This is a genomic window from Streptomyces sp. NPDC014801, from assembly GCF_043082085.1.
Lineage (GTDB): Bacteria > Actinomycetota > Actinomycetes > Streptomycetales > Streptomycetaceae > Streptomyces.
Window position 1 is genome coordinate 65826 of sequence record NZ_JBIBXG010000017.1, and the last position, 25711, is coordinate 91536.

Genomic DNA, 25711 nt, shown 5'->3' on the forward strand with positions numbered 1-25711 from the left:
GTCGGGGGGCGGTCCTGCCGTGGGCGGGCCCGCGGCAGCCGTGGTCGGGTGTGCCCCGTCGGATCCCTTCAGGCCGGCGCGGCGAGCCGCCTGGTCCAGCGGGCGTTGAGGAGGCGGGAGGCGGCTTTGCGCATGCCCGGGTGCGCCGAGACCGCCGTCCGGACCCGGCGCACCGACTCGGCCCGGGTGCGCAGCAGAGCCGCCGGCAGGGTGTCCCGCGCCACCCATCCCTCGGTCAGCGTCAGATCGCCTGTCTTCAGCTCCTGCTTGTAGCGTTCGCCGCCCTTGCCGAGGTCGAGCAGGTCGACCCCGTCGTCCGCCGCGGCCTGCGCGAGTTTCAGCAGCAGCAGGATCCCGGGCGAGAAGCGTGCCGCCTCCGGCGCGTAGGCGGGGAACCAGTACTGCAGGACGCTCCGGGAGCGCAGCCCGAAGTGCAGGGCCACCGGGCGCTCCCCCGCGTACAGCGTCGAGAGGGTGCCGGTGCAGGTGGGGGACCGTACGTGGCCGAGGTCCCACAGCAGGGCGGCGACCGACGGGCGGGCGAACAGGTCCAGTTGCCCCGTGGCCCGGTACTGGGCGGACTTCCACCGCATCAGCGTGTCCAGGTGCGCGGGGGTTGGGTCGTCGTACACGAGGCGGACCTCGCCCAGACGGTGGGCGAGCCGTCGCTCCTTCACCTTCCACTGCCGGAACCGCTCGGCCGACCGTCTGCGCAGCTCGGCCCGGTAGGTGTCCGGCCCGCGCGTCAGGTCGACGACCGGGGAGGCCGCCCGGCGCACCGCTCCCCCGTCGAACGGCGTCTGGCCGCGGACCAGGTGGTCGTAGCGCCACACCTGGAGCCCGCAGGCCCGCAGCAGCTCCCGCGGGTCCCAGTGCACTCCCGCCGCGTGCACCAGTCCCTGGGCGTCGCACAGACCGGTGCCGATCGGCAGGCCCAGGCCGAACGGGTGCCGTTCGTAGGGGAAGTAGCCGACGGGCCCGGCCCCGTCCGAGAGCACCGCGACCCGGGCCTCGGGCCGGCGGCGGCCGACGGCGCGGGCGAACTCCGGTGACAGGAAGGGGCTGGCCAGCGCGGGGTCGGCCTGCTGCAGCGTGCGCCATGCGGCGACGTCCGCGGGGCCCAGGAGGTCCGGGGGGAGCACGGTCGTCCTCATGGGGTGGATCCTTTGTCCAGCCGCGCGATGACGGCGGCGTAGTCCTCGAGCGAGGAGCCCGGGGTTCCGTCGTAGAGGTTGCGGTCGAAGGCCCACATCAGTCCCTTCAGCCCGCAGGTCGTCATCTGCCGCGCGGCGTCGTTCATGACGCCCGGGTAGTAGCTCTCCACCTCCGGGCCGGCGCTCTCGCCGCTGACGGGGAAGCCCGTCTCGGCCGCGATGCGCGCCACCCAGCGCACCGACGACCAGGTGCCGACCAGGTCCGCCGGTCCGCTTCCGGTGGCGAGGGCGCGCACGTCGACGGCCGCGTCCTGCGGGCGGCACACGTTGTTGCGGGGGGTGCCCGAGCCGTCGACGAGCGCGGTGGAGACCAGCTGCACGTTGCCGTGGTGCAGGATCATCGGGATGGTGCGGAAGTACGCCGAGCCGCGGCCGACGAGGCCGCCCTGGGCGGTGGGGGCGAGGCGCACGCGCAGGGCGGCGGACAGGTCGCGCGGCTGCAGTCCGCCGCCGGGGATCAGCACCTTGAGGATCCCCGGGTAGTGCAGCGCGTCGAACTGCCGGATCTGCCAGTTGACGGTGTCGGCGAGCGCGCCGAGGTACCAGGCGTACCACCGGTCGGCCTGCTGCGGGGTGAAGGGCTCGCCGCGATAGGTCTGCTGCCCCGGCCGCCAGTCCGGGTACGGGTTCGGGGGGACGGTCGCGGGCCGTCCGGGGTCCCGGCCGCTCGCCTGGGCGTGCCGGTCGAAGGCCCAGAAGGCCGTCCGCTCGCCGTCGCCGGGCGGCGGGTAGGCGTATTCGCCGGTGTCGTTCACGCCGATCCGGATCGCCCAGAAGTTGCGCAGCCCGATGTCCCGATCCAGCCATTGCAGGTATCCCTGCGCCTCGTTGCGCAGTTCCTGGCTGAAGGCGAGGTTCGGGCTGTCGGTGTACTCCCTGCCGTTCTGGTCGGTGTAACTGTTGCCCGGGTGCCGGTCGAGGACCCAGCCGGGCGGGTGGTTCAGTCCGAGCCCCGCCTCGACCTTCATCCCGGCGTCCTGGAAGGTGCGCAGGGCGTCCTTCACGCCGGCGACGTACCCCGTGTCGATGTGCCCGCGGACCGGTTCGACGCGGTCCCAGTAGATGGGCAGGTGGGCGACGCCGATGCCCTTGTCGCGCTCCTGGCGGGCGGTGCCGGGGCCGGTCTGCAGGGTGCCGAAGAAGTACGACGGGGCCGCGCGGCCGTCCTGCTGGGAGACCGCGAAGAGGGTCACGGCGACGACCGCGGTCACCAGGGCCGCGAAGACGGCCGGCCGGTGACCGCCGTGGCGCCACCTGCCCCGGCCGGGCCGGTGCCGGTCCCTCATCGCATCAGCTCCTCGTACAGGCTCAGGTAGCGGGAGGCGAACCGCTTCTCGCCGAAGCGTTCCTCGACCGCGGCGGGGCCCCGGTCCGCCAGCTCCTGCCACCACCGGGGCCGCGCGAGCACCTGGGCCAGCAGCCGGCCGGTGTGGTCGCGGTCGCCCGGCGCCGCCCTCAGCACCACGTTACGCAGGCTTTCGAACTGCGGCAGGTCGCTGAGGATCACGGGCCGTCCGGTGGCCAGCGCCTGCAGGACGGTGAGGGGCACGTCGGCCTTGCCGCCGAGGGACCGCGGTACGTACAGCAGGACGCTGGCGGCCGCGACGCGGGCCGGCATGTCCTCGACGTGGCCGAGCACCTCGGTGTCGGGCAGGCCCTCGCGGGCGGCTTGCGCGCGCACGGCCCGCTCCAGCGCCCGCACGTTCTGCCCCGGTCGTGCGCGCAGCGCCAGCACCAGCCGGAAGCGGGCGCCCTCGCGGCGGGCCACCGCGGCGGAGGCGACGGCGTCGGCGATGCCGCCCTGCGGGTCGTGGTGCCCGGTGATGAGCACCGTCGGCGGGTCGGCGGCCGGGCGGGGGCGCCGGGGCCAGTCGGCGGTGCGGACGACGGGCGGGACGACCCGCACCCGGTCGAAGCCCGCGGTGCGCAGGGCCGTCGCGGTGGCCCCGGACAGGGCCACCGTGACACCGAGCGGGCGGGTGCGCGCGAGCAGCGCCGGGTCCATGACGCCGGGGACGGTGTGCAGGACGGGAGCCGCGTCGCCGGCGAGGTACGGCCACAGACGGGAGAAGGGAGGGAAGCCGGCGCCGATGGTCAGCACGGCGTGCACGAGGTCGCACCGGCGGGCCCGGACCAGGCCGTGAGTGGCCGCCTGGAGCCGTTCGCTCAGGTGGGGCACACCGTCCAGGGAGGCGAGGGGGACCGGCCGGCCGGTCAGGTGCCGCACCCGCTCGTCGGGCCGGGGCCACTTGCGGAACCAGCAGTAGCGCACCTCGTGCACGCTCTCCACGAGCGCCATCGCCAGGTCGGTGTCCGCGCCCCGCCGGCCGTCCAGCGGCCCGCTGGTGAGCAGCAGGACCCGGGGCCGCCGGTCAGTGGCCACGTGGGGCCTCCGGCGGGGCGGCGGCCGGCGGATGCCGGTCCACCGGCGCCGGGTGGGGCAGGGGCAGGGTGTACAGGGCCAGTTCACCGTAGGTGCGCCCGTGTACGGCGAAGACGAGCTTCCCCTGGTCCGCCAGGCGCCGGGTGACGGGGGCGCCGACCGACCCGTAGCCCTGCTCGACCACCTTCCACGGAACGACCAGGTACCTGGCGCGGACGAAGAGCCTGCTGTCCGGCGTGACCCAGGTCCCCAGCCGGTAGTGGTCCCGCAGCGCCCAGGACGAGATGCCGCCGTCGACCGACGAGATCGCGCTGCCCGGCGGGACGTGCTCGCGCAGGTAGACGCGGAGCCGGGCGTATCCGTCGTCGGGCTCGGTGCGCGTGGTCACGTACGACACGCCGGCGAAGGTCACGACCGCTGTCAGGAAGGCGGCGCCGGCCGTCAGGGCGACCCGCCGCCGCGTGGCGGAACCGGTGCCGCGCCGCTGCCGGGAGCGCTGCGTCAGGACGGCGAGCACGGCGCCCAGCACCACCACCGTGGGCACGATGAGCAGATACAGCGCCTGCTCCTCCAGCGTGCCCTGCGCGAGCGCGAAGGCGAGGGTGAGCCCGGCGCAGACGTAGAACAGCGACAGCATCCTGATCACGGGGTCGCGGCTGCGTCGGAGCAGCAGCACCAGGGCGACGGGGCCGAGGGCCAGCAGGGCGTACGTGAAGGCGTACGTCGTCGTCTGGTCGACGAGCCGCTCGGCGAGCGAGGGAGCGCCGGGGGCGTTGAACCCGGTCTCCTGCGCGGTCCCGAACAGGCGGCTGATGCCGTGGGACTTGGCGTACCAGAAGGCGTCCAGGTGGCCGAAGCCGGCCACGAACACCATGTACAGCCCGTACGGCACGAGCGTGGCCGCGGTGCTGATCAGCAGCAGGCGTCTGGGCGGGCCCCAGCCCAGCGCGACGGCCAGCAGCAGCGGCAGCACGGTGATGAGTGCCGCGGGGTCCTTGGTGAGCACGGCGAGCCCGAAGAGCAGCCCGGCGCCGGCCGCCCTGAGGCGGGGCCGGCCGGGCAGCGGCTCACGGGCCACGGTCAGCAGCAGCAGATAGCCGGCCAGCACCAGCAGCATGGTCTGGGTGTCGAGCATGACCCGGTCGTTCTGCCGCAGGATGTAGGGGTCCACGGCGAAGAGCAGGGCCGCCACGACACCGGCGGCGCGCGATCCGGCCCGCGTGACGACGAGGAACACCAGGACCGCGGTGAGCGCGCCCAGGGCGGCGTTCAGCAGGCGGGCGTGGTACACGCCCGTGACCAGGTCCGGGCCGAGGCCGACGATCTTGCCCCAGCCCGCCTCGACGAAGAAGAAACCTGGGGGGTGGAGGAAGAAGGTGCCCTCGGCGGTCCGCGGGAACTGGCCCTGCCCGGCGCTGACGCCGAGTTGGCGGTAGATCAGCTCGTCCACGAACAGGTCGCCGGAGCGGCCCAGGTTGACCATGCGCAACGCGGCCGACAGCAGGAAGACGGCCGCGGCCAGGACGGCGACCGGCACCTCCCGGCGCCGCGCCCGCGTTCCGGCCTGCTCGCGATCGGTTTCGACGGCGGTCATGGGAGGTCTCCGGGGTAGAGATAGTGCTCGGGGGCGAGCGGGACCTGCCCGGTCGGGAACAGGGAGCGGGCCTGTGTGCGGTAGCCGAGGATCCAGTCCACCTTGTCGTGCAGATTCCGGGTCCACACGAGTGGGCCGCACAGGGCACGGCGCCGGACGAACGCGGGGTCGGCGTCCTGGCGCTGGTTGTAGGGGAAGTCGCTGTAGTAGACGGCGGGCCGCCCGCTGCGCCGCACGGCCTCCCGGACCAGCAGGTGGTCCGCGTGTCCGCCGACGGCGAGTGGCGCCAGCAGCAACGGCGGCGGTGCCTGGCTGCCCCGGTCGTCCGGGTCGTTGGGTTCGTCCGGGGTGGCGAGGGCCGTGACGGCGCGGGTGACGCGGTCGAGCAGGTCCCGGTCGTGGGGGGAGATCCGGCCGGCGACGAGATGCCCGCGGTAGGTGGGATAGACGTGGTCCCGCTCGGGCAGCAGCCGGCTCACCCGGCCGTCGCGTCCCGGCTTGCGGCGGAACAGCCCCTCGGGCAGGCCCAGTTGGCGTCCCTGGACGCCCATGTCCGACAGTACCGCCCGGTCCTCGGCGCGGCGCGCCGCGTACAGCGCCCGCGCGTCACCCATCCCGGCCAGGTGCAGACAGCGCCGGCCCGACAGGGTGTACGGCGGACCGGAGCCCTCGGTGAACACGCTGACGACGGTGACCGGGACGCGGCGCCGCCGGGCGTACGCCATCAGCCCTCCGCAGGAGAGGACCGCGTCGTCCAGATGCGGCGAGAGCACGACGAGCGGGGCCCCTCGGTCGAGGGCTGCGGTGAGGGGGTCGGCGGTCACGGCGGCACTCCTTGCGGACGGGCGGTCCCCTTCGCTGCCGGTGCCGTCGCCAGCACCTCCCGGACCACGGCGAGGTACCGGGCCGTCATCGCCTCCCACGTGTAGCGCTCGGCGGCCAGCCGGGCGGTGCGGCCGAGCGTGCGGCGCAGGTCCGGGTCGGTGGCCAGGCGGCGGATCTCCTCCGCGAGCCGGTCCACGTCGAACGGCGGCACCGCGACGTCTCCCTTGCCCGACATCCAGCGCAGCCACGGCAGGGCGAAGTGGAGGACGGGCTTGCCGTAGGTCATGCTCTCCAGCGCGACGAGCCCGAACGCCTCGTACCGCGAGGGCATGACCATGAAGGCGCTGCCGGCGAGCAGACGGCGTTTGTCCTCGCCCGTGACGTAGCCGAGCCAGCGCAGGTCGCCCGGGGTCTGCTCGATCAGCGCCTTGACCCTGCGCTCCTCGGCCCGGGTGCCGTGCCCGGCGATGTACAGCGGCAGGTCCACGCCGGCCTTCGCGTAGGCCGCGAGCAGCAGATCGAGACCCTTGGTCAGCATCTCCAGCCGGCCCAGGTACAGGATGTACCGGCCTTCGCCGCACGCGATGCCGGCGGCGTCCGGCACCTCGACGCCGTTCTCGATCAGGTGCACGGCCGCCTTCGGGACGGCGCGCCGGAGGTCGGCGGCGTCGGCCTCGTTGACGACGACCAGGTGCCGGTACAGGCGCAGACCGAGGCGTTCCACCAGGAAGGTCGGCACATGGTATTTCCGCCAGACGACCTCGCTGCCCCTGCCCTGGTCGATGCCGATGACGGGCCTGCGGGTGAACAGGGGCAGGAAACTCGTCGAGAAGGGCGGGGTGAAGCTCTCCAGCCACACGTCGTGCGGCACGCGGCGTGCGAGGAAGGGCAGCGCCGCCTGGAAGAGCAGTTGCCCGGCCCGGGGCCCGGCGCGGCCGACGGGCACGAAGCGGTAGCGCACCCCGTCCCGTGTCCGTGTGCCCCCGTGCCGGGCGGCCGTCACGACGGTGACGTCGTGGTCGCGGCTGAGCCGGCGCGCCACCTGCTCGATGACGACCGCTCCTCCGCCGCGGTACTCCGTGTTGTCCGCGTCGTCGAAGATCGACACGACGACGCGTCCGCGCCGGGGGGCGCCCGGGGACCGGTCGTGGACCTGGCCCGGGGCGATGGTGTGGCGGGGGGTGCTGTCGCGCCGGGCGTCGGCCCGTGCCGCGATGAGCCGGAGGGCCGGGTCCGCGCCGGCCACCGGGCGGGCGTCCCAGCGGTGGAAGGGGACGACATCGCCGTGCCGGCTCGCCCAGCGGTGGTACGGGGCGAGCGGGTCGCGTCCGCCGTCCCGGTCGCCCTCGGCAGCGGCGGCTGGGGCGTCGCGGTCTCCCTCGGCGGCGGCTGGGGCGTCGCGGTCGCTCTCGGCAGCGGCGGCGGCTGGGGCGTCGCGGTCGCTCTCGGCAGCGGCGGCGGCTGGGGCGTCGCGGTCGCTCTCGGCGGCGGAGGCGTCGCCGTCCACGCCGAGGAGCAGGGTCAGGTCGTAGGCGCGGGCGAGCCGTTCGAAGAGGGCGGCGGTGCGGGACTCGACGGGCGGGTCGAACTTGGCCAGGCTGTCCAGCGGGCCGCGGTCGCTGAGGATCACGGCGGGACGGCGTCCGCGCGGCGCGGTGAGGAGCCGGGCCACGGCCAGCCTCAGGGCGGTCTCGGCGGCGTCCACGCGCGCGTGCAGGGCGTCGATCCGGCGCTCGGGGCGGGGCGCGGGTCCCGCGTTGCGCAGGGACCTCGGGCGGCCGGGGTAGCGGCGGCACAGGACACAGCCGTAGCAGTACGTCCGCGCGACCGTGTACCCGTGCCCGCGCAGCGCCGACACGGCCTGCCGGACCAGGGTGCTCTTGCCGGTGCCGTCGGGGCCGGAGACCGCCACCAGGAGCGGGCCCGCGGGCCGGGGGCGCCGCCGCCACGGGAGCCGGCCGGCGGCTGCGGTGCCGCCCGACGGCCTCGGTGCGGAAAGCTGCCGGACTGTCACGCGTCCTCCTTCTTCCGCCGTTTGGCGACGACCAGGGGGATCCGCAGGGCCGCTTCGCGCGCGGCGGCCCCGACGCGGCCCTGACGGAGCAGATGAGGGGTGTGCTCCACCGCGACACCGAGCGAGACGGGCACGGTGAGCCGCACCGGCAGGGGGACGCGCTCTCCCCGGTCGAGCCGCTCGACGGCTTCCCGGGCCGTCCGCAGCGCCCGCTCGTACGCGTGGCCCCAGCCTTCCCGTACGGCCTCCCGCCGGGCCTGCTCCGTCACCCGTTCGTCCAGCAGCGGCCTGATGGCGAGCAGTTCCGACAGGTCCAGCGACAGGTTCTGGAACAGCGCGTGGGCGAGCCAGATCCGCAGCCGGTCGGCGGGGCGGGGTTCGGGCCAGGGCCGTCCGTCGGCGGGCACGGCGTGGGCGAACAGAGCGCTGTTGGGCAGCACCGGGACACCGAACCAGGACACGCACGCGTGGAGATGGATCTCGGGTCCGCTCGGCGGCCGCAGGAACACCTTGGACCTCCGCTCCAGCCAGTAGCGGTCGCGCGGTCCGCCGCACCAGGCCGACAGGGCCCGCTCGGCGGCCGCCCACCGGCCGTCGGGAACCACGACGTCGGCGTCGCCGACCAGGTTGGGGCCGGGCACGTCCGCCTTGATGAGCACGCTGTCGATGCCCGCGTCGTGCAGCCGCTGCCGGGCCCGGCACACCGTGTCGCGGAAGGCCGCGTCCCTGCGCCGCACCTCGGCGGCGGTCTCGGCCAGCTGCCCGGGGTAGGCGAGGGCGAGCAGACCCTCGGTCCCGCTGCGGCGCGCGACGGCGAGAGCGCGGTGCAGCTCCTCGTCCCCGGCGGGGCGCGGCGCGTGGTGCCACACGGCGTCCAGCAGCAGCCCCACGGCATCGTCGTCGCCGGCGCCGGGCGCGGGGCCGTCCGCCGCCGTCCGTGCGGAGGCCCGGGCGGTGGGCGGGTGCGCGCGGTGGCGCAGGAACCGGACGGCCGCGAGCGCGCTGGTGGCCACCGCGGCGACCAGCCAGACCACGGGCACGGGGCGCAGGGCCACGAGCACACAGGCGACGAGGAGGGGTTCGACGAGGGACGGCTCGGCGAAGGCGCCGCTGCCCTGGCGCCGGATCAGCAGGTGCACGAGCAGCAGCAGGGCGGCCATGGCGCCGACGCTCCCGCCGAGCGCGAAGCCCTGCACCCCGCCGAGCCGCCAGCCGACCAGCACGGCGCCGAGGAAGACGAGGACGCCGATCGCCTGCCGGGGGACGCAGGACTGGTCGTTGACCGCCTGGAAGAACGTGGAGACGAGGTTGATGCCGCCGACGGCGAGCCCGGACACGGCGGTGAACATCAGCAGCCGGCCCATCGCCTCGTACCCGGGCGGGAAGACCACGTGCAGGACGGCGCCGGGAGCGGTGGCGCACACCGCCGTCAGGGGCAGGGCGACGATGAGGTACATGCGGACGGCGCTGGCGGCCAGCGGCGTCCCTCCGCGCTGCCGGGACAGGGCCGGGAAGAACGCCACCGAGAGGGCGCTCGCCACGAACAGCGGGGCCCGTCCCACCATCACGCCGGCCTGATAGCTGGCCGTGGCGGGGCCGCCCGCGGGCAGCAGGGTGATCACGACGAGGTCGAGGGTGGCCATCATCGCCACCAGGCCCTGGACGGTGCCCAGTTGCAGGGCCCGGCGCCACAGATCGTGCTGGGTCCCCGGGGAGATCCACCGCCCCGAACCTCCCCGCATCGCCCGGACGGGCCACCAGATCAGCAGCGACGCCGCCGCGACGCCGAACGCGGCCAGGGCTCCGGTGGCGCCGAGGCCGAGCGCCGCGACGAAGAGCAGGCCGACGAGCACCTTCACGGCCGCCTCGCCGGTGAGCGCGCAGGACAGCGTCCTCATCCGCTCGCTGCCCTGCAGCCGGCCGGCGCTGACCCGGGTCAGGAAGACCAGGAAGGTGGCGACGCCGAGGACGGCGACCGGGCCCGCGGTGGCGAACTGGGCCGCCACGGCGGCGACGATCCCGCCCGCGACCACACCGCCGGCCGCGGCGACCACCATGGCGAACCTGATCGCCTCGCGGGCGGCCTCCGGCGAGGTGGCGCGGGCCATGGCTTGGGCCAGCACCCACGGGATGGCGACGGCGGCCACCGTCGCGGCGCACAGCAGCAGGCCCTGCCCGGCGGCGAAGGTCGAGAAGGCGCCGACGTCGAGCAGCCGGGTCAGCACCAGGGCGTAGCCGTAGTTGAGCGCTCCGACGGCGAGCCAGGCGGCGGTGACCCAGCGGGCCCCGCGCACCGCGGCCCCGTCGTCCGGCCGGGCCGGATCGAGGGCGACGGAGGGACGTACCGAGGTCATGCCGGGGCCTGGCCGCTCTGACGGGAGGTGGCTCCCCCGGTGCTGGGGTGGGCAGCCGCCGGGGCGGCCGGCGCCCCGGGCGGAGGAGCGGCGTGGGGCGTGCCGCGCGGGGGTGCGGCGTGCGGGGGCGCGGGGTGGAGCTCACCGGGCGGGGGTGTGGCAAGCGGCTCACCGGCCCCTGGTGCCGTGTGGGGGCCACCGGTGTGGGGACCGCCTCGCGAGGGCGTTGCCTGCGGCTCGCCTCGGACGGGCATGGACTGCGGCTCACCTGGCGAAGGCGTTGCCTGCGGCTCGCCTCGCGCAGGCGTGTCGTGGTCCTCACCGTGCGGGGGCGTGGTCTGCGGCTCACCCGGCCGGCGTGCGGCGTCGGGCTCGCCGGGCGAGGGGTCACCGGTCTGCGGGTCGTCCTGGTCGGTGTCCTCGCCGGTGCCCACCAGGACGTCGCGATGGCTGGCCAGGGTGAGCGTGGTCGGGTGCACGCCGAGGCGGCGCAGGACGCGCTGCGCGCGCATCTCGTCGCACCCCTTGAGCAGGACGTGGAAGGTGTCGCCGTGGCGGGCCCAGGCGTCGGTCAGGCGCAGGGCGCGCCGCATGAGCTTCTCGGTCTCGTTGCCGTTCGTCGACCGGAAGCGGCCGATGACCGCGAGGTCGCTGGAGCGTCGGCGCGAGCGGCGGTGGCGCCGGGTGCGCCAGATCTCCTCGAGCACCACGGCGGCCAGCCGTTGGGCACTGTCGTCCCAGGAGAAGGTCTCGGCCCACGCCCGGCACCGTGTCGCCGTGCGCTCCCGTGTCGCGGGGTCGCGCAGTTCGCGCAGAGCGGCGGCGACGCCGGCGGCGAGGTCCGCGTCCGGGGGCAGCCGCCAGCCGGTGCGGCCGTCGAGCACCGCGTCGCGCAGTCCGGGCACGTCGTGGACGAGCGCGGGCGTGCCGACGGCGTTGGCTTCGATGACGGTCAGGCCCCAGCCCTCGGCGACCGAGGGGACGACGGTGAGCCAGGCCCGTGCGAGCAGGCGCTGTTTGCGGGCGTCGCTCACGTGCCCGTGGAAGGTGACGGCGTCGGCGACGCCCAGCCTGCGGGCGAGGTCGCGCAGGTGGGTGAGTTCGCTGCCCTCGCCGGCGATGTCGAGGTGGACGCCCGGCACCGTGCGGGCCAGTTCCGGCATGGCCCGCACCAGGCGGTCCAGGCGCTTCTGCGGCACCAGCCGGCTGACGACGGCGATCCTCGGGGTCCGGTCGGCGGCCCGCTCGGCGGCTTCGCGGGGCCCGCTGCCGGTGGGCCCGGCCGTCACGGTCTCCTCGGCGGCCTCGCGGTGGCCGGACCGGTCCGGGCCGGTGGCGTTGCCGTTGGGCACGATGTGGACGGGGTTGCGGAAGCCCAGTTCGCGCCGCAGCCCCTGGAGGGTGGACGGGGACACCACGATCATCGGGCGGCCGCGGTACACGAGCCGGCTGACGTGCTTCTCCAGCACCCGGCCGAGGAGGTTGAGCGGACGGGGCATCAGCAGGTCGAACTGCTGTTGGTGGACGTGGTGGACGACGCACACGTCGGCCGTCCAGCGCGGGGTGAACAGCGGTGAGAAGAACGGGATGCCGTTCTGGAGGTCGATGACGGCGTCGTAGGCATGACGGTGGCGGAGCATGTGCCAGGCCGCCGCGGCGTACACGCCGTAGGTGCCGCCGCCGCGCAGGATGCGCATGCCCTCGTATTCGGTGAAGGGCGTGGCGCCGGGGTGGCGCGCGGTGAAGACGGTGACGTGCGCGCCCGCCGCGCTGAACCGGCGGGCGATCTCGTAGCAGTACGCCTCGGCTCCACCGGCCTTCGGGTGGGTGGGGTCGCGCCAGTTGAGGAACAGGATGTCGGCCCGTGCCAGGTCCTCGAGAGCAGTCATGGCGGTCACCGGGAAAGAGAGAGCCTGATCAGGTCGGCCATCGACCGCAGACCGTCCCGGCGGGCCGAGAAGGTCGACTCCGGTACGTCGGACCAGGCGACGGGCACTTCGGTCACCCGGTGGCCGCGCCGTACGACGCTGGCCAGGATCTCGACGTCGAAGGCGAATCCGTCGATGCGGCAGTCGGGCAGGACCTCGCGGACGAGCGGGCCGTCGAAGACCTTGAAACCGCACTGGGTGTCGGCGACGTCCGGCACGGTCAGCCGGGCCAGCCGGCGGAACATCCAGCCGCCGCAACGCCGCAGCGCCGACTGCTCGACCTCGTAGCATGCGCCGGGCGCCCGGCGTGAGGCGATGACGACGCGGTGGCCCTGGTCGAGCAGCGCCATGACGCGGTCGAGGGTCTCGATGGGCGTCGCGGAGTCGGCGTCGGCGAAGCCCACGTACCGGGCCGAGGAGGTGGCGATGCCGCGGCGGACCGCGGCTCCCTTGCCGTGGTCGCTGCAGCCGATCATGTGGACGCGCACGGGCGAGTCCGCGAAGCGGCGCACGACGTCGTGCGTGCCGTCGGCACTGTCGTTGTCGACGACCACGACGGCCGAACTCCACGGGCGTGCGGCCAGATAGTCGATCGTGACCCTCAGGGTGGACGGGAGCCGCCGTTCCTCGTTGAACGCCGGGACGATCAGCTCCAGGTCCACCGGGGGCCGGGTGAGCTCAAACACCATCGGGCGTCGCCCCTTGACGGTGGTGGCCGCAGGCCTGGTCGCCCGGTTCGTCGTCGGCACCGGCGGGTTGCGGCAGACAGTGGCTGGTCACCCGGGGCCGGCGGCGCGGGGTGACGTGGGACCGCCGCGAGGAGCGCGTCGGCCAGTCGAACACCCGCGGCAGCGGGTGGGAAGCGGGGAGAGCCGGACAGCCGGCTGCCTGGTCCGAGGACACCGAAGACCCCTTTCGCCGACAACGGCGATAACAACCTAGACAGCCTCTGTCGCACATGTCAACGATTTAAGTTTCTGTCGCAACTTTACACCGTAAACATTGATGCGTGACCTTAGTCCGGATACCGTCGGCCCAAGGAGTCCGTCCCGGGCGGGGAGGAGCCGTGAACGCACCCGCTGTACTCCTGATCGACACGCCGGTCGGTCCCGCGCGGATCACCACCCCGGCACCCCGCGCGACCTGGTGGGAACTGGCCGACGGGGATCCGGCGAGCCATGCCACCCAGACCCCGGCCTGGCTCGACTGCGTCTGCGCGACGGGGCCCTATCGGGACGTCAGCCGGCTGTACGACTTCGCGGACGGCGGACGCGCGGTGCTGCCGCTGGTCGCGCACCGCCGACCGCCGTGGCGCTGGGCGACGGAGGCCTCCTGGCCGGGCGAGTGGGGCATCGGCGGCCCGGTGACGGCGGGGGACTTCGGTCCCACGCAGGCCGCGGCCGTGTTCGCGGACCTCGCGGCCCGCCCCGCCCTGAGGGTCGCCGTGCGGTTTCGCCCCGAGGACGCTCACCTGTGGGCGCGCTGCACACCGGCGGGGTTCCGGCTGGAGGAGCACCGGGCGCATGTCCTCGATCTCGACGGCGGGTTCGGCGCCGTCTGGGAGCGCCGCTTCGACCAGGGGGTGCGGCGCGGAGTGCGCCGCGCCGAGCGCTCCGGTCTCCAGGTGGAGGTGGACCGCACGGGGCGTCTCGTCCCGGCGTTCTACGACCTGTTCGAGCAGTCGATCGTCCGCTGGGCCGCCCGGCAGCACGAACCGCTCGCGCTCGCCCAGTGGCGGCGCACCCACGCCTTTCCCCGGCACCGGCTGGAGACGGTCGCCGCCCGGCTCGGGGATTCGTGCGCGATCTGGATGGCCTGGCACGCCGGGGAGCCGGCCGCGGCGATCGTGGTGCTGCGCCACGGCCGGCACGCGCTGTTCTGGCGTGCCGCCATGAACCGCGACCTGGCGCACCCGACGCGGGCCAACCATCTGCTGCACCGCCTGGCGATCGAGGAGGCCTGCGAGGCGGGCTGCCGGCGCTACGACATGGGCGGTTCCGCGCAAGGGGCGTCCCTCGCCCGGTTCAAGCAGTCCTTCGGGACGGAGGAGTTCCCCTCCCCGTTGTACTACCGCGAGCGGCTGCCTTTGCACGCCGCCGACCGCGCGCTGCGCAGGGCGGCGAAACGCGCGATCGGCTTCCGCGGCGCCTGACCCGGCGGGCCGCCGGGGCGGTCGCCCGGGTCGAACAGCCACCGCCGGGCGGTCGGGCGGTCGGGCGGTCGGGCGGTCGGGCGGTCGGGCGGTCGGGCGGTCGGGCGGTCGGGCCGAGGGTGTCTGATCCGGCGGGCCACGGTCACCGTGAGCGCGGTCTCTCCGGGCCTCCTAAATACCCCCGGGGGTAATCGTGCTACGGTCGATGTATACCCCGGGGGGTAATGACACCGGAAGGGAGTACCCGTGTTCTTCGTCGACACGATCGAGGTCGCCGGGCTCGGCAACCGCAGCTACCTGGCAGGCGGTGAGCGGACGGCGGTGGTGGTCGATCCGCCGCGCGACATCGACCGGGTGATCGCCGCGGCGGCCCGGCGCGGGGTGCGTGTCTCCCATGTCGTCGAGACCCACCTCCACAACGACTACGTCACCGGCGGGCTGGAGCTGGCGCGCGTCACGGGCGCCGCGTACCTCGTGCCGGCCGGGGCCCGGGTGTCCTATCGGCGCGTCGCCGTGCACGACGGCGACCGCCACGCGATCGACACCCCCGCGGGCCTGGCCCTGCGCGCGCTCGCGACGCCGGGGCACACCCCGCACCACACCTCCTACGTCCTGGAGGAGAACGGCACGGCGGTCGCGGTGTTCACCGGCGGCTCCCTGCTGATCGGCACGGTCGGCCGGCCCGACCTGGTCGAGCCGCGCCTGACGGAACAGCTGGCCAGGGCCCAGCACGCCTCCGCGCACCGGCTGGCGGCCGAGCTGCCGGACGGCACGGAGGTGCTGCCCACGCACGGCTTCGGCAGCTTCTGCTCCTCCGGCCAGGCCCAGGGCGCGTCCAGCACGATCGGCAAGGAGAAGGCCTCCAACGAGGCGCTCCTGCGCGATGCCGACGACTTCGTCGCCGACCTGCTCGCCGGCCTGGACGACATCCCCGCCTACTACACGCACATGGGCCCGGCCAACGCCGCCGGACCCGCGCCCGTCGACCTGACCCCGCCGGCCGTGGCCGACGCCGAGGAGATCGCCTCCCGGCTCGCCGCCGGGGAGTGGGTGGTGGACCTGCGCCACCGCCTCGCCTTCGCGGAAGGGCACGTGGCGGGCTCGTTCAACTTCGAGGCCGCGGGGCAGCTCGCCACCTACCTGGCCTGGCTGATCCCCTGGGGCAAGCCGGTGACCCTGCTCGCCGAGTCGCCCGGCCAACTCGCCGCCGCGCAGCGCGAGCTGGCCCGGGTCGGGATCGACCGCCCGGCCGCCGCGGCCACCGGCGGGCCCGAGCAGTGGGTGCGCCGGGGCGAAGCCCTCGCCTCGTTCCCCCGGGCCACCTTCGCCGACCTCGCGGCACACCCGGAGCCCGGCGTCGTGGTGCTGGACGTCCGCCGGGACGCCGAACGCAGCGGCGGTTACGTCGAGGGGTCGGTGCACATCCCTCTCCACACCCTGCCCGGCCGCCTGGCCGAGGTGCCCGGGGGCCAGGTGTGGGTGCACTGCGGCGGCGGCATGCGCGCCGCCATCGCCGCTTCACTGCTGGACGCCGCGGGCCGTGACGTGGTCGCCGTCGACGACTCCTTCGACGCGGCCGGGAAGGCCGGACTCACCATCCGTACCCGCTGATGGCCGGCGTCGAGGACCACGGCACCCGAGAGAGCGAACAGGAGCGAGGAAGAGCCATGCGTCTTGCCGGACGCGGCCGAAGCGGCCCCGGCCCGGTGACCGCGCCCGAGGCCGCCGCCCGGACGGGGCAGGCGGGGAACGCCTGGGCACTGCGGGACACACGGGAGCGGGACGAGTGGCGGGCGGGGCATGTCCCCGGCGCGGTGCATCCGCCGCTCACCGCCCTGGCCGGCGGCGACGGGAGCGTCGCGTGAGCGCGGTGGTCCTCGCCCTGGCCGCCGGCGCGGTCATCGGCCTGGCGCTCGGGGCCCTCGGGGGCGGCGGAAGCGTGCTGGCCGTGCCCGCGCTGATCTACCTGCTGGGCTTCACCCCGGTCGCGGCCACCACCGCGAGCCTGCTGATCGTCGCCGTCACCTCCGTCGTCGCCCTGGTCGCGCACGGCCGCGAGGGCCAGGTCCGCTGGTCCACGGGGCTGCTCTTCGCGGCGGCCGGGACCGGCCCGGCGATGCTGGGCGGCGCGCTCGCCAGTCGTCTGCCGGCGGGTGTGCTGACGGTGGCGTTCGCGGGGGTCGCGGCCGCCGCCGCGATGCGCATGCTCACGGCACGCGGCTCGGTCGCGGAACCCGTCGAGGTGCGGCCGGGCCGGGCGGCGGCCGCGGGTGCCGGTCTGGGCACGGTCACCGGTGTCCTCGGCGTCGGGGGCGGCTTCCTCGCGGTGCCCGCGCTGGTCGGCGTCCTCGGCATCCGGATGCGGGAGGCCGTGGGCACCAGTCTGCTGGTGATCACGGTGAACTCGCTGGCCGCGCTGGTGATGCGCGCGGGCACCGCCGACGGCCTCGACTGGGCGGTCGTCGCGCCGTTCACCGCGGCGGCGGTCCTGGGCGCCTGGGACGGCAAACGCCTGTCGGCGAAACTGCCCGGACCCGCGCTCCAGCGGGTGTTCGCCGTCGTCCTGCTGGCCGTGGCCGCCTTCATGCTGGTGGACGCGGTGCTGCGATGACCGCCCGGCTCCTCACGCCAGCGACAGGAACAGCTTCTCCAGCCGCGCGCGCATCGCCTCGGTGTCCTCCCCGTTCTTGCGGCCGGACTCGATGTCGGCGACGCACTGCTGCAGGCCGGTCGCGATGATCGCGAACCCGGCCCGGTCGAGGGCGCGTGACGCGGCGGCCAGCTGCGTGACGACGTCCTCGCAGTCCCGGCCCTCCTCGATCATCCGGATCACGCCGGAGATCTGACCCTGCGCACGGCGCAGCCGGTTCAGCACGGACCGCAGGGACTCGCCCTCAAGCTCCAGTTCCACGCTCACTCCTCCGAAGATACCCCTAGGGGTACTGTACGTCCCGGTTCGGGACGGCGGCGAACACCAAGGATCACCTCTGCCATGACCACTCCCGTCACCTTCGACGTCCCCCAGGCCCACGCCCGCCTCCACGACGTCACCGTCATCGACGTCCGCACCCCCGGCGAGTACGCCGGCGGGCACCTGCCGGGCGCCCTCAACATCCCCCTCGACCGGATCCGCCAGGCGCTGCCCGACCTCCGGCACGCGGCCGCCCGCCGCGGCCTTCTCCTGGTGTGCGCGTCCGGAGCCCGCTCCGAGAACGCCTGCCGGATCCTCGCCGAGCAGGGCGTGACGGCGGCCACCCTCGCCGGCGGCACCACCGCCTGGGCCGCCGAGGGGCACGACCTGCGGCGGCCCGCCGCCCGCTCCCCCCGCGCCGGCTGGAGCATGGAACGGCAGGTCCGGTTCACCGCGGGCACGCTGGTCCTGCTGGGCCTGGTCCTGGGACTCCTGCTGCACCCGGCGTTCCAGCTCCTCGCGGCCGGCGTCGCGGCCGGCCTCGCCCTGTCCGCGCTCACCGACACCTGCGGCATGGCCGTCCTGCTGGCCCGGCTCCCGCACAACCGCCCCCGCCCGGCCGACCTCGCGACCACGCTCGCAGCACTGCGCCGCGGCTGACGGCAACGGCCCCGCCGCCCTCACCGGGTCGTCGGCACCGCACGCGTGTCACGGGACGCCTTGGACGTTCCGCCGAGCGAGTCCCGCCGCTGTCGTGGGGACGGCGCATTGCCGGTGGAGACGCCGGCGGATTGGATCACCGGGTCGGAACGCCGTCCACGCGGCGGCCTCCGACGCGGCGGACCGGTACCGAGGGAAGCGAGGGACATCCCATGCTCGACGGCTGCACACCCTGGCCCGAGGTGTTCGTCGACCGGTACTGGGCGGCCGGGCAGTGGCGCGGCCACACGCTGGACAACCTGCTGCGCGACCGGGCCGTGCGGTACGGGCCGCGGACCGCGCTCGTGCACGGCGCGACCCGGCTCACCTACGCGCAGCTGAACCGGCGTGTGGAGCGCATGGCGGCCGGGTTCCGGCTGCGCGGTCTGCGGCCCGGGCAGCGGATCGTCGTCCAGCTGCCATCCGTCCCCGAGTTCGTCGTCACCGTGTTCGCGCTGATGCGCGCCGGCACGTACCCCGTGCTGTGCCCGCTGTCCCACGGCACGGCCGAGGTGTGCCGCGTGGTGCGGATCGCCGAGGCCGCCGGCTACGTCGGACCCGCGGTGCACGGGGGTGTCGACCACATCGCGCGGGTGGCGGAGATCGCGGGTCAAGGGCCGTTCCTGCGACGGGCGTTCCTCTACGAGCCTGCGGGGACGTCCTCCCCGTACGGCGGACTGCGCATCGACGCGTCGGGCTGCCACTACTTCCCGCTGGGCTCCGTCGACTCCCCGCCGGAGCGGCCGCTGGTGCGCGGCGCCGACCAGGTGGCCTTCTTCCTGACGGCCGAGGGCACCGGCGCGGAGCCGCTGCTGGTTCCGCGCACCCACGACGACTACGCCTGTCAAGTCCGGGGCGCCGCAGAGGCGGTGGCGCTCACCGAGGACGACGTCTGTCTCGCCGCGCTGCCCGCCGAGTCCCCCCTCGCGCTCGGCTGCCCCGGCATCGTCGGCACCCTCTTCGCCGGCGGCACGGTCGTCCTGGCCGAGGACCCGGACCCGGGCGCCTGCCTCGCACTGATCGCGCGCGAGCGGGTCACCCTCACCTCGGTGACGCCGGCCGTCGTCCGCGACTGGCTCGACGTACTGCCCACCGTGCGGGCCGATGTGAGCAGTCTGCGGCTCGTGCAGCTCGGCGGCGGGCCGCCGGACCGGGCGACCGCGTTGCGCGTGCGGGAGGAACTGGGCTGCCGTCCGCAGCAGGTCTTCGCCCTGGCCGAGGGGCCGCTCACGCTCACCCGGCCCGGCGATCCGGACGAGGCCGCCTTCACCACACAGGGCCGTCCGCTCTCCCCCGACGACCAGATCCGCATCGTCGGCGCCGACGGCGAGGACGTGCCGGACGGGGAGACGGGCCAACTGCTGGCCCGCGGCCCGGCCGTCGTGCGCGGCTACTACCGGGCGCCCGAGCACAACGCGCGCGCCTTCACCGCCGACGGCCATCTGCGCACCGGCGTCCGCGCGCGGCGCACCCCCGACGGCGACCTCGTGGTGACCGGCTCCCCCGCGGACGCGGCGTCAGCCGGCCGGTGACCTCACCGGGCTCGCGCGGCCGGCGCGGGCATACAGCCGGGCGAGCGGCTCGGCACTCACGCCGTGGAGGACGATGCTGGCGAGTACGGTCATCACCATCACCTGGGCGATGAAGTCCGCCTGCCGCGTCGGCAGGTCGATGACGGCGAGCGTCCCGAACACGATCGTGGTCACCCCGCGCGGCCCCATCCAGCCGAGGAACAGCTTGTCCCCCCACGGGATCCGGCTGCCGGTCAGGGCGATCAGCACGGCGACGAGACGGACCAGCGTCACCGCGAGCAGCGCGTAGAGCACGACGGAGGCCGGCATGTCGACGGTGAACGCCTCGTTGATGATCTGCCCGAAGACGAACCACAGCGCGAGCGCCATGAGCGTCACCAGGTCGTCGGCCATGTACACGGCACTCTCGGGAAGGTGCCGCATCGACGGGGCGAAGCAGACACCGGCCACGAACGAGGCCACGAAGCCGTTGCCGCCCAGGGCGACGGAGAGGGTGTAGGCGGCGATGGGCACGGCGAACACGCCGAGCCGCACCGCGGTCGCCCTGGTCCAGCCGTGGGTCCAGGACTTGCCGAGGAGCCATCCGCCGGCCGAGCCGACCAGGAAGCCGGTGCCGAGGGCCCAGGCGGAGGCCACGACCGCCGTCAGCAGCGCGTCGGTGTAGTCGGAGTGGGTCGCGTGCGACTCGACGCCGATGGTGATGCACAGCAGGAAGACCGGGGAGAGGATGCCGTCGTTGAGTCCGCCCTCGATGTTCAGCACGTCGCGCAGGCGGGAGGGGATCCGGCGGTCGCGGACGACGGTCGCGGTGGGCGCGAGGTCGAGCGGGACGACGACCGTGGCCAGGAGGGCCAGCAGCCACAGGGGCTGATCGGGGAAGAAGAAGTAGCCGACGGCGAACGCGGCGCAGAGGGTGAGCGGCAGGGCGACCGCCAGCAGCCGCACGAACAGGCTCCTCTCCCGCCGGATGACGGATCCGGGGACCTCGACCGCGTCCACGAACAGCAGCAGGGCGAGGACGACTTCGACCGCGTGCTCGAACACGGTCGTGTCGAGGTCGAAGTGCAGCGGCGGGTCCGAGCCCGCGGTCATCGCGACCCCCGTGCCGATCATGGCGATGGGCGCGGTGATGCTCCACCGGGAGAGCCGGTGCGCGAGAAGCGACCACACGAACAGGATTCCCGCGATAACCGCTACGGCGAGCACGGCATCACGCCTTCCCTACTGGATGCTGCGATGGCGCACCGAGCCTATTTCACCCGATACACCCTGCTCGTCCGCCACGTCCCGGTTCGCTCCGCATTCCGTGCGCGTCGGTCAGGAATCGGGGAACGGCGCGGGAAGGCGCTCCACGGAGCCCGTACCCAGGGCGATGACGGCGCGCGGACACATCGGTTCGTCGCCGCGCCGCGCGAGCACGACGACCTCGTCGACCGTCGCCGGCAGCGCTCCGAGCCGGGCCGCGCACTCGGCCGCCAGACGGCGCGGCTCCCGGGTGCGGCCGAGGGACAGATGCGGGGTGAACGGGCCGCCGCGGCCGCGGCACAGCGGGAACCGCGACAGCAGCTCCTCGTACAGCCGGGTCCAGGGCGCCGCGCCGGCGGCCGCCGGATCCAGCCACACGGTCGCATACTGCCGGTGCCGGAAGGAGCGCACGCCGGACAGGCGGACCCGGAACGGCGCGACCCGTGCCGCCGCGGCGGACAGCAGCGGCAGGGCCCGCGCGATGTCCTCCTCGGGTACGAAGCCGAACAGCAGGTTCACATGCGGTGGCCACCGCCGGATCTGCGGGTCGTGCTCCCGGCGGATGTCCTGGATCGCCGGCCACAGCTCCGCCGGCGGCAGCCACGCCACCGCCGTCCGGGGCGTCGGCGCCACCTCGAGCGCCTCCACCGGTACGGCACCGCCGGCCTCCGGGTACGCGTCCACACCCCCATGCTCCCCGGCGGCCACCGGTCGCGCGACGGGCGCGGGCCCGTCGGCGGGGTCAGGCACGTCGACAGGCGCTGACACGTCTACGGGGTCGGTCGCACCCGGCCCGGCGTCGCCGGGGGGGGGCGGCGGGGCTAGCGCGTCAGCATGCCGCGGACGGCGATGCCGTAGTGCACGCGCAGCCGGTGCAATTCCCACAGGCCGACGGCGGTCACCGAGGCGGGGGCGCCCAGCACCATGAGGGCGCGCACCGGGCCGGGCACGCCGGCGTAGGCGCCCGTGAACAGGTCGACGAGCGTCATCTCCCACGCCACGATCATCGTCAGCAGCGGCGGCACCGTCTGGTGGATGTCGGCCGTGCGGAACACGTGCATCAGGGCCAGCCCGACGCCCGCGAGGACGAACGGCAGCACCCACACGAAGGTGACCAGCAGCCCGGCGTACGTCAGGACGGTCATCACCGGGTTGGTCGCCAGCCGTCCTTCGACGAAGCCGGTGAGCACGCTCGCCGGGAAGACGGCGGCGGCGGCAATGAGCGCGACCATGGCGCCCAGGCACCGCAGGGCCCGGCGCAGCAGCTCGCGCCGGGCGTCCGGGGCGGTGAGCGCGAGCAGGACGCCCAGGGCCACGGGGAGGGTCACCGCCAGCATCAGCACGGTGATCCACGACTGGTTGGCGCGGTCACTGGCCACGTCGGAGAGGGACGGGGCGAGTTTGTACGACAGGGACACCCACGCCACGGCGCACAGACCGACCGCCGTACGGGTCTTCTGCATGCGGGCGACGGCCTCGTCCGCGACGAGCCCGGGCCGGGACGGCTTGAACACGCGGCGGGCGGTGTTGATCGGCCCGATCCGCCGCAGCAGCCGCCTCAACGGGCCGGGCGGCCGCACGGGCTGGGGGTAGCCGGGGTGGGGGTAGCCGGGGTGGGGCGGGTACGGATGCGGAACGTGCGGCGCTGGAACGCCGTTGCCCTGGGGCGGGTACGGTCCGGGCTGCGGGTACGGGCCGGGCGGGTACGGTCCGGGGTGCGGGTAGGGGCCGGGCGGCGGGACGTTGTACCCGCCGGGCGGGTGGGGCGGTCCCGGCGGCGGCGCGTTGTACCCGCCGGGCGGGCCGGGCGGCGGCTGCCCGCCTGGGTTCCAGTTGCTCACAGGTGACTCCCCCGAGGTGTGGCCGACAGCGGAACGGGCTCAGCATAGGGGCGGGCGGGCGCGCGCCGTAGCCCTCCGGCTACGCACCGCCGCTCCGGTGCGCCGGCCCGTTCTCAGCCGGTGCAGTGGGCGAGGCCGGAGCCGCCCCGGCCGGCCGGGGCGAGGTACACCTCCGGGAAGTAACCCGAGCGGCCGTCCTTCCACTTGGCGCGGTACCAGAGGTCGGAGGTGACACCGCCTCTGTTGGACGTGATGCCCGCCGAGGTGATGTCCTCGTTGGTGAGTTTCTCCCCGCGCGTCCAGCAGAAGACGACCAGCTTGGCGCCGCTCCACATCTCGGTGCCGACGAGTTTGCAGCCACGGGCCGCGCAGTGGGAGATCGTCTCGCTGGACAGGTAGGCGGGGGTCTTGTCCTCCACCAGTGCGGTCGGGCCGATGGCCACCTTGTTCTGGACGACGACGGAGGCGAAGTCGCGGTGCGCCGGCCGGTCGGGCGACAGAGCCAGCCACAGTCCGCCGGGGACGCCGACGGCCATCAGCAGCAGGCCGGAGGCGGCGGCGATCCGGACCGTGCGGGCCTTGGAGCGGGGTGGGACGGCCGACTGCGGCGGGCCCAACTCGTCCACGTCGCCGGCCGTAGCGGGGTGGTGACTCGTAGGCCGGGACGCGTCTGGACCCGGTAACTCGTCCGGGCCCGGGCCCCGTAACTCGCGGGCACCCACCAACTCGCCCGGACCGGGGCCTCGTGACTCGTGAGAGGCCTCCAACTCACGCATTACGCGCGGCTGTTCGGGAATGGCCGGACTTCCCGGACGCTCCGTCTCTTCCCGTGTCCCGGCCGTGCCCGCGCCCCACGGCGGTACGGGAGCCACCGGGCTCCCGCTGTCCACGGCCCGGCGCACCTGCGTCCAGTACCCATGCCAGGCCGCCTGGTCGGCGCCGCAGGCGCGGGCGAAGGCGACGGTCACCGCCAGGGTCGGCAGTCTGCGTCCGGCGGCGGCCTCCTGCAGGGTGCTGACCGAGTAGCCCGAGCGGGCAGCCAGCCGGGCGTAGGTCAGGCCCGATCCGGTGCGCAGGTCGCGCAGCCAGAAGGCCAGTTCGCGCAGCGGAGTGCCGTCACGCACGAGTCGTTGTTCGGGCCGCGCCATGCATTCCCCCCGGATCGAGGCGGCATGCCCGACATTGTCCGGGTGAGGGTGGACGGTGTCCACCGGTTCCGCCGACCCGGTCACAGGGGGGCCGGGGACAGGGCGCGCGGGTCTGCGGCGAGGAGTTCGGACCACCGGGCCAGCCGGCTGGTGGGCACGAGCTGCCGGGGCAGGCACCCGGGGTCGGTCTCGCTGAGCCGCCGCAGCACCCACCACGCCACCCTGGGCTGGAGGTCGGCCACGGCCGCCGGGAACTCGGCCTCGAACTCGGGTGCCGCTCCCCCGTCGTGTTCCCTGTGCGGCTCGGGCAGCCGCATCGTCAGGTCGTCGCCTCGCTCACGTTCGCGGATCACCGCGGCCACGGCGTCCAGCGCCCGTTCGGTCTCGGCCTGCCGGGACCGGCCGTGGTAGCGGGCACGTCCCGCCGCCCGTTCCTGCCGTATGGCCCACCAGGCGAGCATCGCGGACGACGGGCGGCAGAAGACGATCCGGGCCGGGGTGTGCCGCAGATGGTCCAGGGCCGTCTCGTCGAGGCCGCCCTGGGCGGTGAAGGCGTAGGGCCGCACCACGATCACCGCGGGCCAGGGCCGTCCCGCCAGGTGCTGTTCGCGCAGGTGCGTCGCCACGGAGGTCCAGGCGGTGGTGCGCCCGCCGACGAGGTCGCGCCGTACGGGAACGAGGACGCCGCCTTGCGCGACCTCGGTCAGCGACCGCACGAGGACGTACTGCCGGCCCAGCGCCTGGGCGAGGAGCGCCGCGGCCGTGCCGACGAGTTGGCGCCCGCCCACGAAGAGCAGGGTCGGCAGGGTGCCGTCCGGGTCGGTGACCGGCCCGGTCGAGAAGCCGGCGATCGGGTCCTGGACGAGCACCTGGGGCGCCCGGCCGTCCGCGCTGCGCAGCGCGTTCCACAGATCGGTGCCGGGCTCTCCCTGCCAGCTGTGCTCCCCCGCGGAACGCAGCACCGCCTCGACGCGCGCCCGCAGTTCGAGGCGGAGCGACCAGTAACCGGGGTCGCGGTGCACAGCTTCCTCCGAGGGGTGCCCGTCCACTCCGGACAGCCGGGCGAGCCGCTCGGCGACGTCGTAGGGCAGCGGCGTGCGCCCGGGGCGCAGGGTGAAGCGGGCCACCTCGTGGCTGGGGCACCGGTAGCGGTGCCCGGAGAAGACCCGGAAGACACGCGCGTCGAAGCGCTCGGCGCCGTCAGGATCGTGCAGCAGCGCCTCCACCGCGCGCAGCGGGGCGCCGAGGACGGAGCTCGCCGGCGCCTCGGGCGGCCCCGGCGGCAGCAGCCCGAGCGCCCGCAGGACGTCGTGGGCGGGAATCTGCGCGAGCCGGCCGAGTTCCACGCAGAAACCGGCCGGCACGGCGTCGGTGCTTCCGTTCAGGTAGCCGCGCGCGGTGCTCTCGGGGATTCCGAGCGCCTCCCCGATCGCGGCGGCGCCGGCCGGCCGCCGCTGTCCGCGCAGGACCGTCAGGCACTCGCCGATGAACTGCCGGGTGGCCTCGGGGTGGTCGAACGGGCGGTGTGCCACGCGGTTCCTCCATCGGTGGGCGGGGCCGTGTGCTCCCAGGGTGCACGGCGCGGGCACGCGCACAAGGCGTACGCCGAACGGCGGCGCGCGTTCGGGCGGGACGCCGGTGCCCCTCGGCGGGGTCCCCATGGTGAGCCGGAGGCTCGGGCCGGCGGTCGGGCCCGCGAGAACTCGCGGGTATCACGCGCCTTCTCGCTTGATCACTCGCCACGGGCCCGGGGTGCTGTCTCCTACCGCCTACGCGGGACAACGGGCCGTACGCGGCCCGGCTGCGCGGACCCCTTCGCGGGACGTGGCGCGGGCCGTTCGCGACCCGGCCGCGCAGGCAGCGGACCGCGC

At 74.8% G+C, this 25711-nt stretch carries 21 protein-coding genes; 6 read left to right on the forward strand and 15 right to left on the reverse strand.

Going from position 1 to position 25711, the window contains the following annotated elements:
- Positions 1-68: 68 nt before the first annotated feature.
- Genes ACF1AL_RS34950 through ACF1AL_RS34990 form a run of 9 tightly spaced genes read right to left on the reverse strand, consistent with a single transcriptional unit; the run spans position 69 to position 13001 of the window.
- A complete protein-coding gene (locus ACF1AL_RS34950; RefSeq protein WP_391777743.1) occupies positions 69-1154 on the reverse strand; it encodes a GNAT family N-acetyltransferase in 1086 nt (361 codons plus the stop codon).
- Positions 1151-2500, reverse strand: a complete 1350-nt coding sequence (locus tag ACF1AL_RS34955) for a hypothetical protein (protein ID WP_391777742.1) — start codon at positions 2498-2500, stop codon at positions 1151-1153. Before ACF1AL_RS34955 ends, ACF1AL_RS34950 begins: the two co-directional genes overlap by 4 nt.
- Entirely contained in the window at positions 2497-3597 is a 1101-nt protein-coding gene (locus ACF1AL_RS34960) for a glycosyltransferase (RefSeq protein WP_384205080.1), read from the reverse strand. Before ACF1AL_RS34960 ends, ACF1AL_RS34955 begins: the two co-directional genes overlap by 4 nt.
- Positions 3587-5191 carry an ArnT family glycosyltransferase gene (locus ACF1AL_RS34965; RefSeq protein WP_391828554.1) on the reverse strand — a complete coding sequence of 535 codons (1605 nt, stop codon included), beginning with the start codon at positions 5189-5191 and terminating at the stop codon, positions 3587-3589. Before ACF1AL_RS34965 ends, ACF1AL_RS34960 begins: the two co-directional genes overlap by 11 nt.
- On the reverse strand, positions 5188-6015 hold the full coding sequence (locus tag ACF1AL_RS34970) for a PIG-L family deacetylase (RefSeq protein ID WP_391777740.1): 828 nt from the start codon (positions 6013-6015) through the stop codon (positions 5188-5190). The genes ACF1AL_RS34965 and ACF1AL_RS34970 overlap by 4 nt, the downstream gene beginning before the upstream one ends.
- Complete coding sequence (locus ACF1AL_RS34975) at positions 6012-8030, reverse strand: glycosyltransferase (RefSeq protein WP_391777739.1); 2019 nt, start codon at positions 8028-8030, stop codon at positions 6012-6014. The genes ACF1AL_RS34970 and ACF1AL_RS34975 overlap by 4 nt, the downstream gene beginning before the upstream one ends.
- Entirely contained in the window at positions 8027-10384 is a 2358-nt protein-coding gene (locus ACF1AL_RS34980; protein WP_391777738.1) for a hypothetical protein, read from the reverse strand. The genes ACF1AL_RS34975 and ACF1AL_RS34980 overlap by 4 nt, the downstream gene beginning before the upstream one ends.
- Positions 10381-12273, reverse strand: coding sequence for a glycosyltransferase (locus ACF1AL_RS34985; protein ID WP_391777737.1), 1893 nt, complete (start codon positions 12271-12273; stop codon positions 10381-10383). The genes ACF1AL_RS34980 and ACF1AL_RS34985 overlap by 4 nt, the downstream gene beginning before the upstream one ends.
- Before the next feature lie 5 nt (positions 12274-12278).
- Positions 12279-13001, reverse strand: coding sequence for a glycosyltransferase (locus tag ACF1AL_RS34990; protein ID WP_391698708.1), 723 nt, complete (start codon positions 12999-13001; stop codon positions 12279-12281).
- Between the two features lie 377 nt (positions 13002-13378).
- Between ACF1AL_RS34990 and ACF1AL_RS34995 the strand changes: the two genes are divergently transcribed.
- The 4 genes from ACF1AL_RS34995 (at position 13379) to ACF1AL_RS35010 (ending at position 17075) form a co-directional block, all read left to right on the forward strand.
- Complete coding sequence (locus ACF1AL_RS34995) at positions 13379-14464, forward strand: GNAT family N-acetyltransferase (protein ID WP_391777736.1); 1086 nt, start codon at positions 13379-13381, stop codon at positions 14462-14464.
- Positions 14465-14710: 246 nt separating this feature from the next.
- Positions 14711-16075 (forward strand): rhodanese-like domain-containing protein, encoded by a 1365-nt coding sequence (locus tag ACF1AL_RS35000; protein ID WP_391698705.1) that lies wholly within the window; start codon positions 14711-14713, stop codon positions 16073-16075.
- Positions 16076-16131: 56 nt separating this feature from the next.
- Complete coding sequence (locus tag ACF1AL_RS35005) at positions 16132-16329, forward strand: rhodanese-like domain-containing protein (RefSeq protein ID WP_391777735.1); 198 nt, start codon at positions 16132-16134, stop codon at positions 16327-16329.
- Positions 16326-17075, forward strand: a complete 750-nt coding sequence (locus ACF1AL_RS35010; RefSeq protein ID WP_391777734.1) for a sulfite exporter TauE/SafE family protein — start codon at positions 16326-16328, stop codon at positions 17073-17075. The genes ACF1AL_RS35005 and ACF1AL_RS35010 overlap by 4 nt, the downstream gene beginning before the upstream one ends.
- A gap of 12 nt (positions 17076-17087) precedes the next feature.
- On the opposite strand, the gene ACF1AL_RS35015 is transcribed toward ACF1AL_RS35010, so the two are convergent.
- The gene (locus ACF1AL_RS35015; RefSeq protein WP_366837479.1) at positions 17088-17375 is read right to left on the reverse strand and encodes a metal-sensitive transcriptional regulator; all 288 of its coding nucleotides are present in this window, start codon (positions 17373-17375) and stop codon (positions 17088-17090) included.
- 81 nt (positions 17376-17456) lie between these two features.
- Between ACF1AL_RS35015 and ACF1AL_RS35020 the strand changes: the two genes are divergently transcribed.
- On the forward strand, positions 17457-18035 hold the full coding sequence (locus tag ACF1AL_RS35020; RefSeq protein ID WP_391777733.1) for a rhodanese-like domain-containing protein: 579 nt from the start codon (positions 17457-17459) through the stop codon (positions 18033-18035).
- A 212-nt stretch (positions 18036-18247) separates the two neighbouring features.
- Complete coding sequence (locus ACF1AL_RS35025; RefSeq protein ID WP_391777732.1) at positions 18248-19606, forward strand: AMP-binding protein; 1359 nt, start codon at positions 18248-18250, stop codon at positions 19604-19606.
- Here the strand turns inward: ACF1AL_RS35025 and ACF1AL_RS35030 are convergent.
- The 5 genes from ACF1AL_RS35030 to ACF1AL_RS35050 all read right to left on the reverse strand — a co-directional run bounded on the left by ACF1AL_RS35030 (position 19592) and on the right by ACF1AL_RS35050 (position 25372).
- A complete protein-coding gene (locus tag ACF1AL_RS35030; protein WP_391777731.1) occupies positions 19592-20812 on the reverse strand; it encodes a cation:proton antiporter in 1221 nt (406 codons plus the stop codon). The two genes, ACF1AL_RS35025 and ACF1AL_RS35030, sit on opposite strands and share 15 nt — an antisense overlap.
- Positions 20813-20923: 111 nt before the next feature.
- Positions 20924-21535, reverse strand: a complete 612-nt coding sequence (locus ACF1AL_RS35035; RefSeq protein WP_391777730.1) for a 2'-5' RNA ligase family protein — start codon at positions 21533-21535, stop codon at positions 20924-20926.
- 137 nt (positions 21536-21672) lie between these two features.
- A complete protein-coding gene (locus ACF1AL_RS35040; protein WP_391777729.1) occupies positions 21673-22692 on the reverse strand; it encodes a hypothetical protein in 1020 nt (339 codons plus the stop codon).
- A gap of 113 nt (positions 22693-22805) precedes the next feature.
- Positions 22806-23816, reverse strand: coding sequence for a helix-turn-helix domain-containing protein (locus ACF1AL_RS35045; RefSeq protein ID WP_391777728.1), 1011 nt, complete (start codon positions 23814-23816; stop codon positions 22806-22808).
- Positions 23817-23920: 104 nt separating this feature from the next.
- Positions 23921-25372, reverse strand: coding sequence for a hypothetical protein (locus ACF1AL_RS35050; RefSeq protein WP_391777727.1), 1452 nt, complete (start codon positions 25370-25372; stop codon positions 23921-23923).
- Positions 25373-25711 lie beyond the last annotated feature (339 nt).

Coding starts and splice junctions, on each gene's coding strand:
- ACF1AL_RS34950 (WP_391777743.1), bottom strand. CDS start 1,154: ATGAGGACGACCGTGCTCCCCCCGGACCTCCTGGGCCCCGCGGACGTC.
- ACF1AL_RS34955 (WP_391777742.1), bottom strand. CDS start 2,500: ATGAGGGACCGGCACCGGCCCGGCCGGGGCAGGTGGCGCCACGGCGGT.
- ACF1AL_RS34965 (WP_391828554.1), bottom strand. CDS start 5,191: ATGACCGCCGTCGAAACCGATCGCGAGCAGGCCGGAACGCGGGCGCGG.
- ACF1AL_RS34980 (WP_391777738.1), bottom strand. CDS start 10,384: ATGACCTCGGTACGTCCCTCCGTCGCCCTCGATCCGGCCCGGCCGGAC.
- ACF1AL_RS34985 (WP_391777737.1), bottom strand. CDS start 12,273: ATGACTGCTCTCGAGGACCTGGCACGGGCCGACATCCTGTTCCTCAAC.
- ACF1AL_RS34990 (WP_391698708.1), bottom strand. CDS start 13,001: ATGGTGTTTGAGCTCACCCGGCCCCCGGTGGACCTGGAGCTGATCGTC.
- ACF1AL_RS35005 (WP_391777735.1), top strand. CDS start 16,132: ATGCGTCTTGCCGGACGCGGCCGAAGCGGCCCCGGCCCGGTGACCGCG.
- ACF1AL_RS35020 (WP_391777733.1), top strand. CDS start 17,457: ATGACCACTCCCGTCACCTTCGACGTCCCCCAGGCCCACGCCCGCCTC.
- ACF1AL_RS35025 (WP_391777732.1), top strand. CDS start 18,248: ATGCTCGACGGCTGCACACCCTGGCCCGAGGTGTTCGTCGACCGGTAC.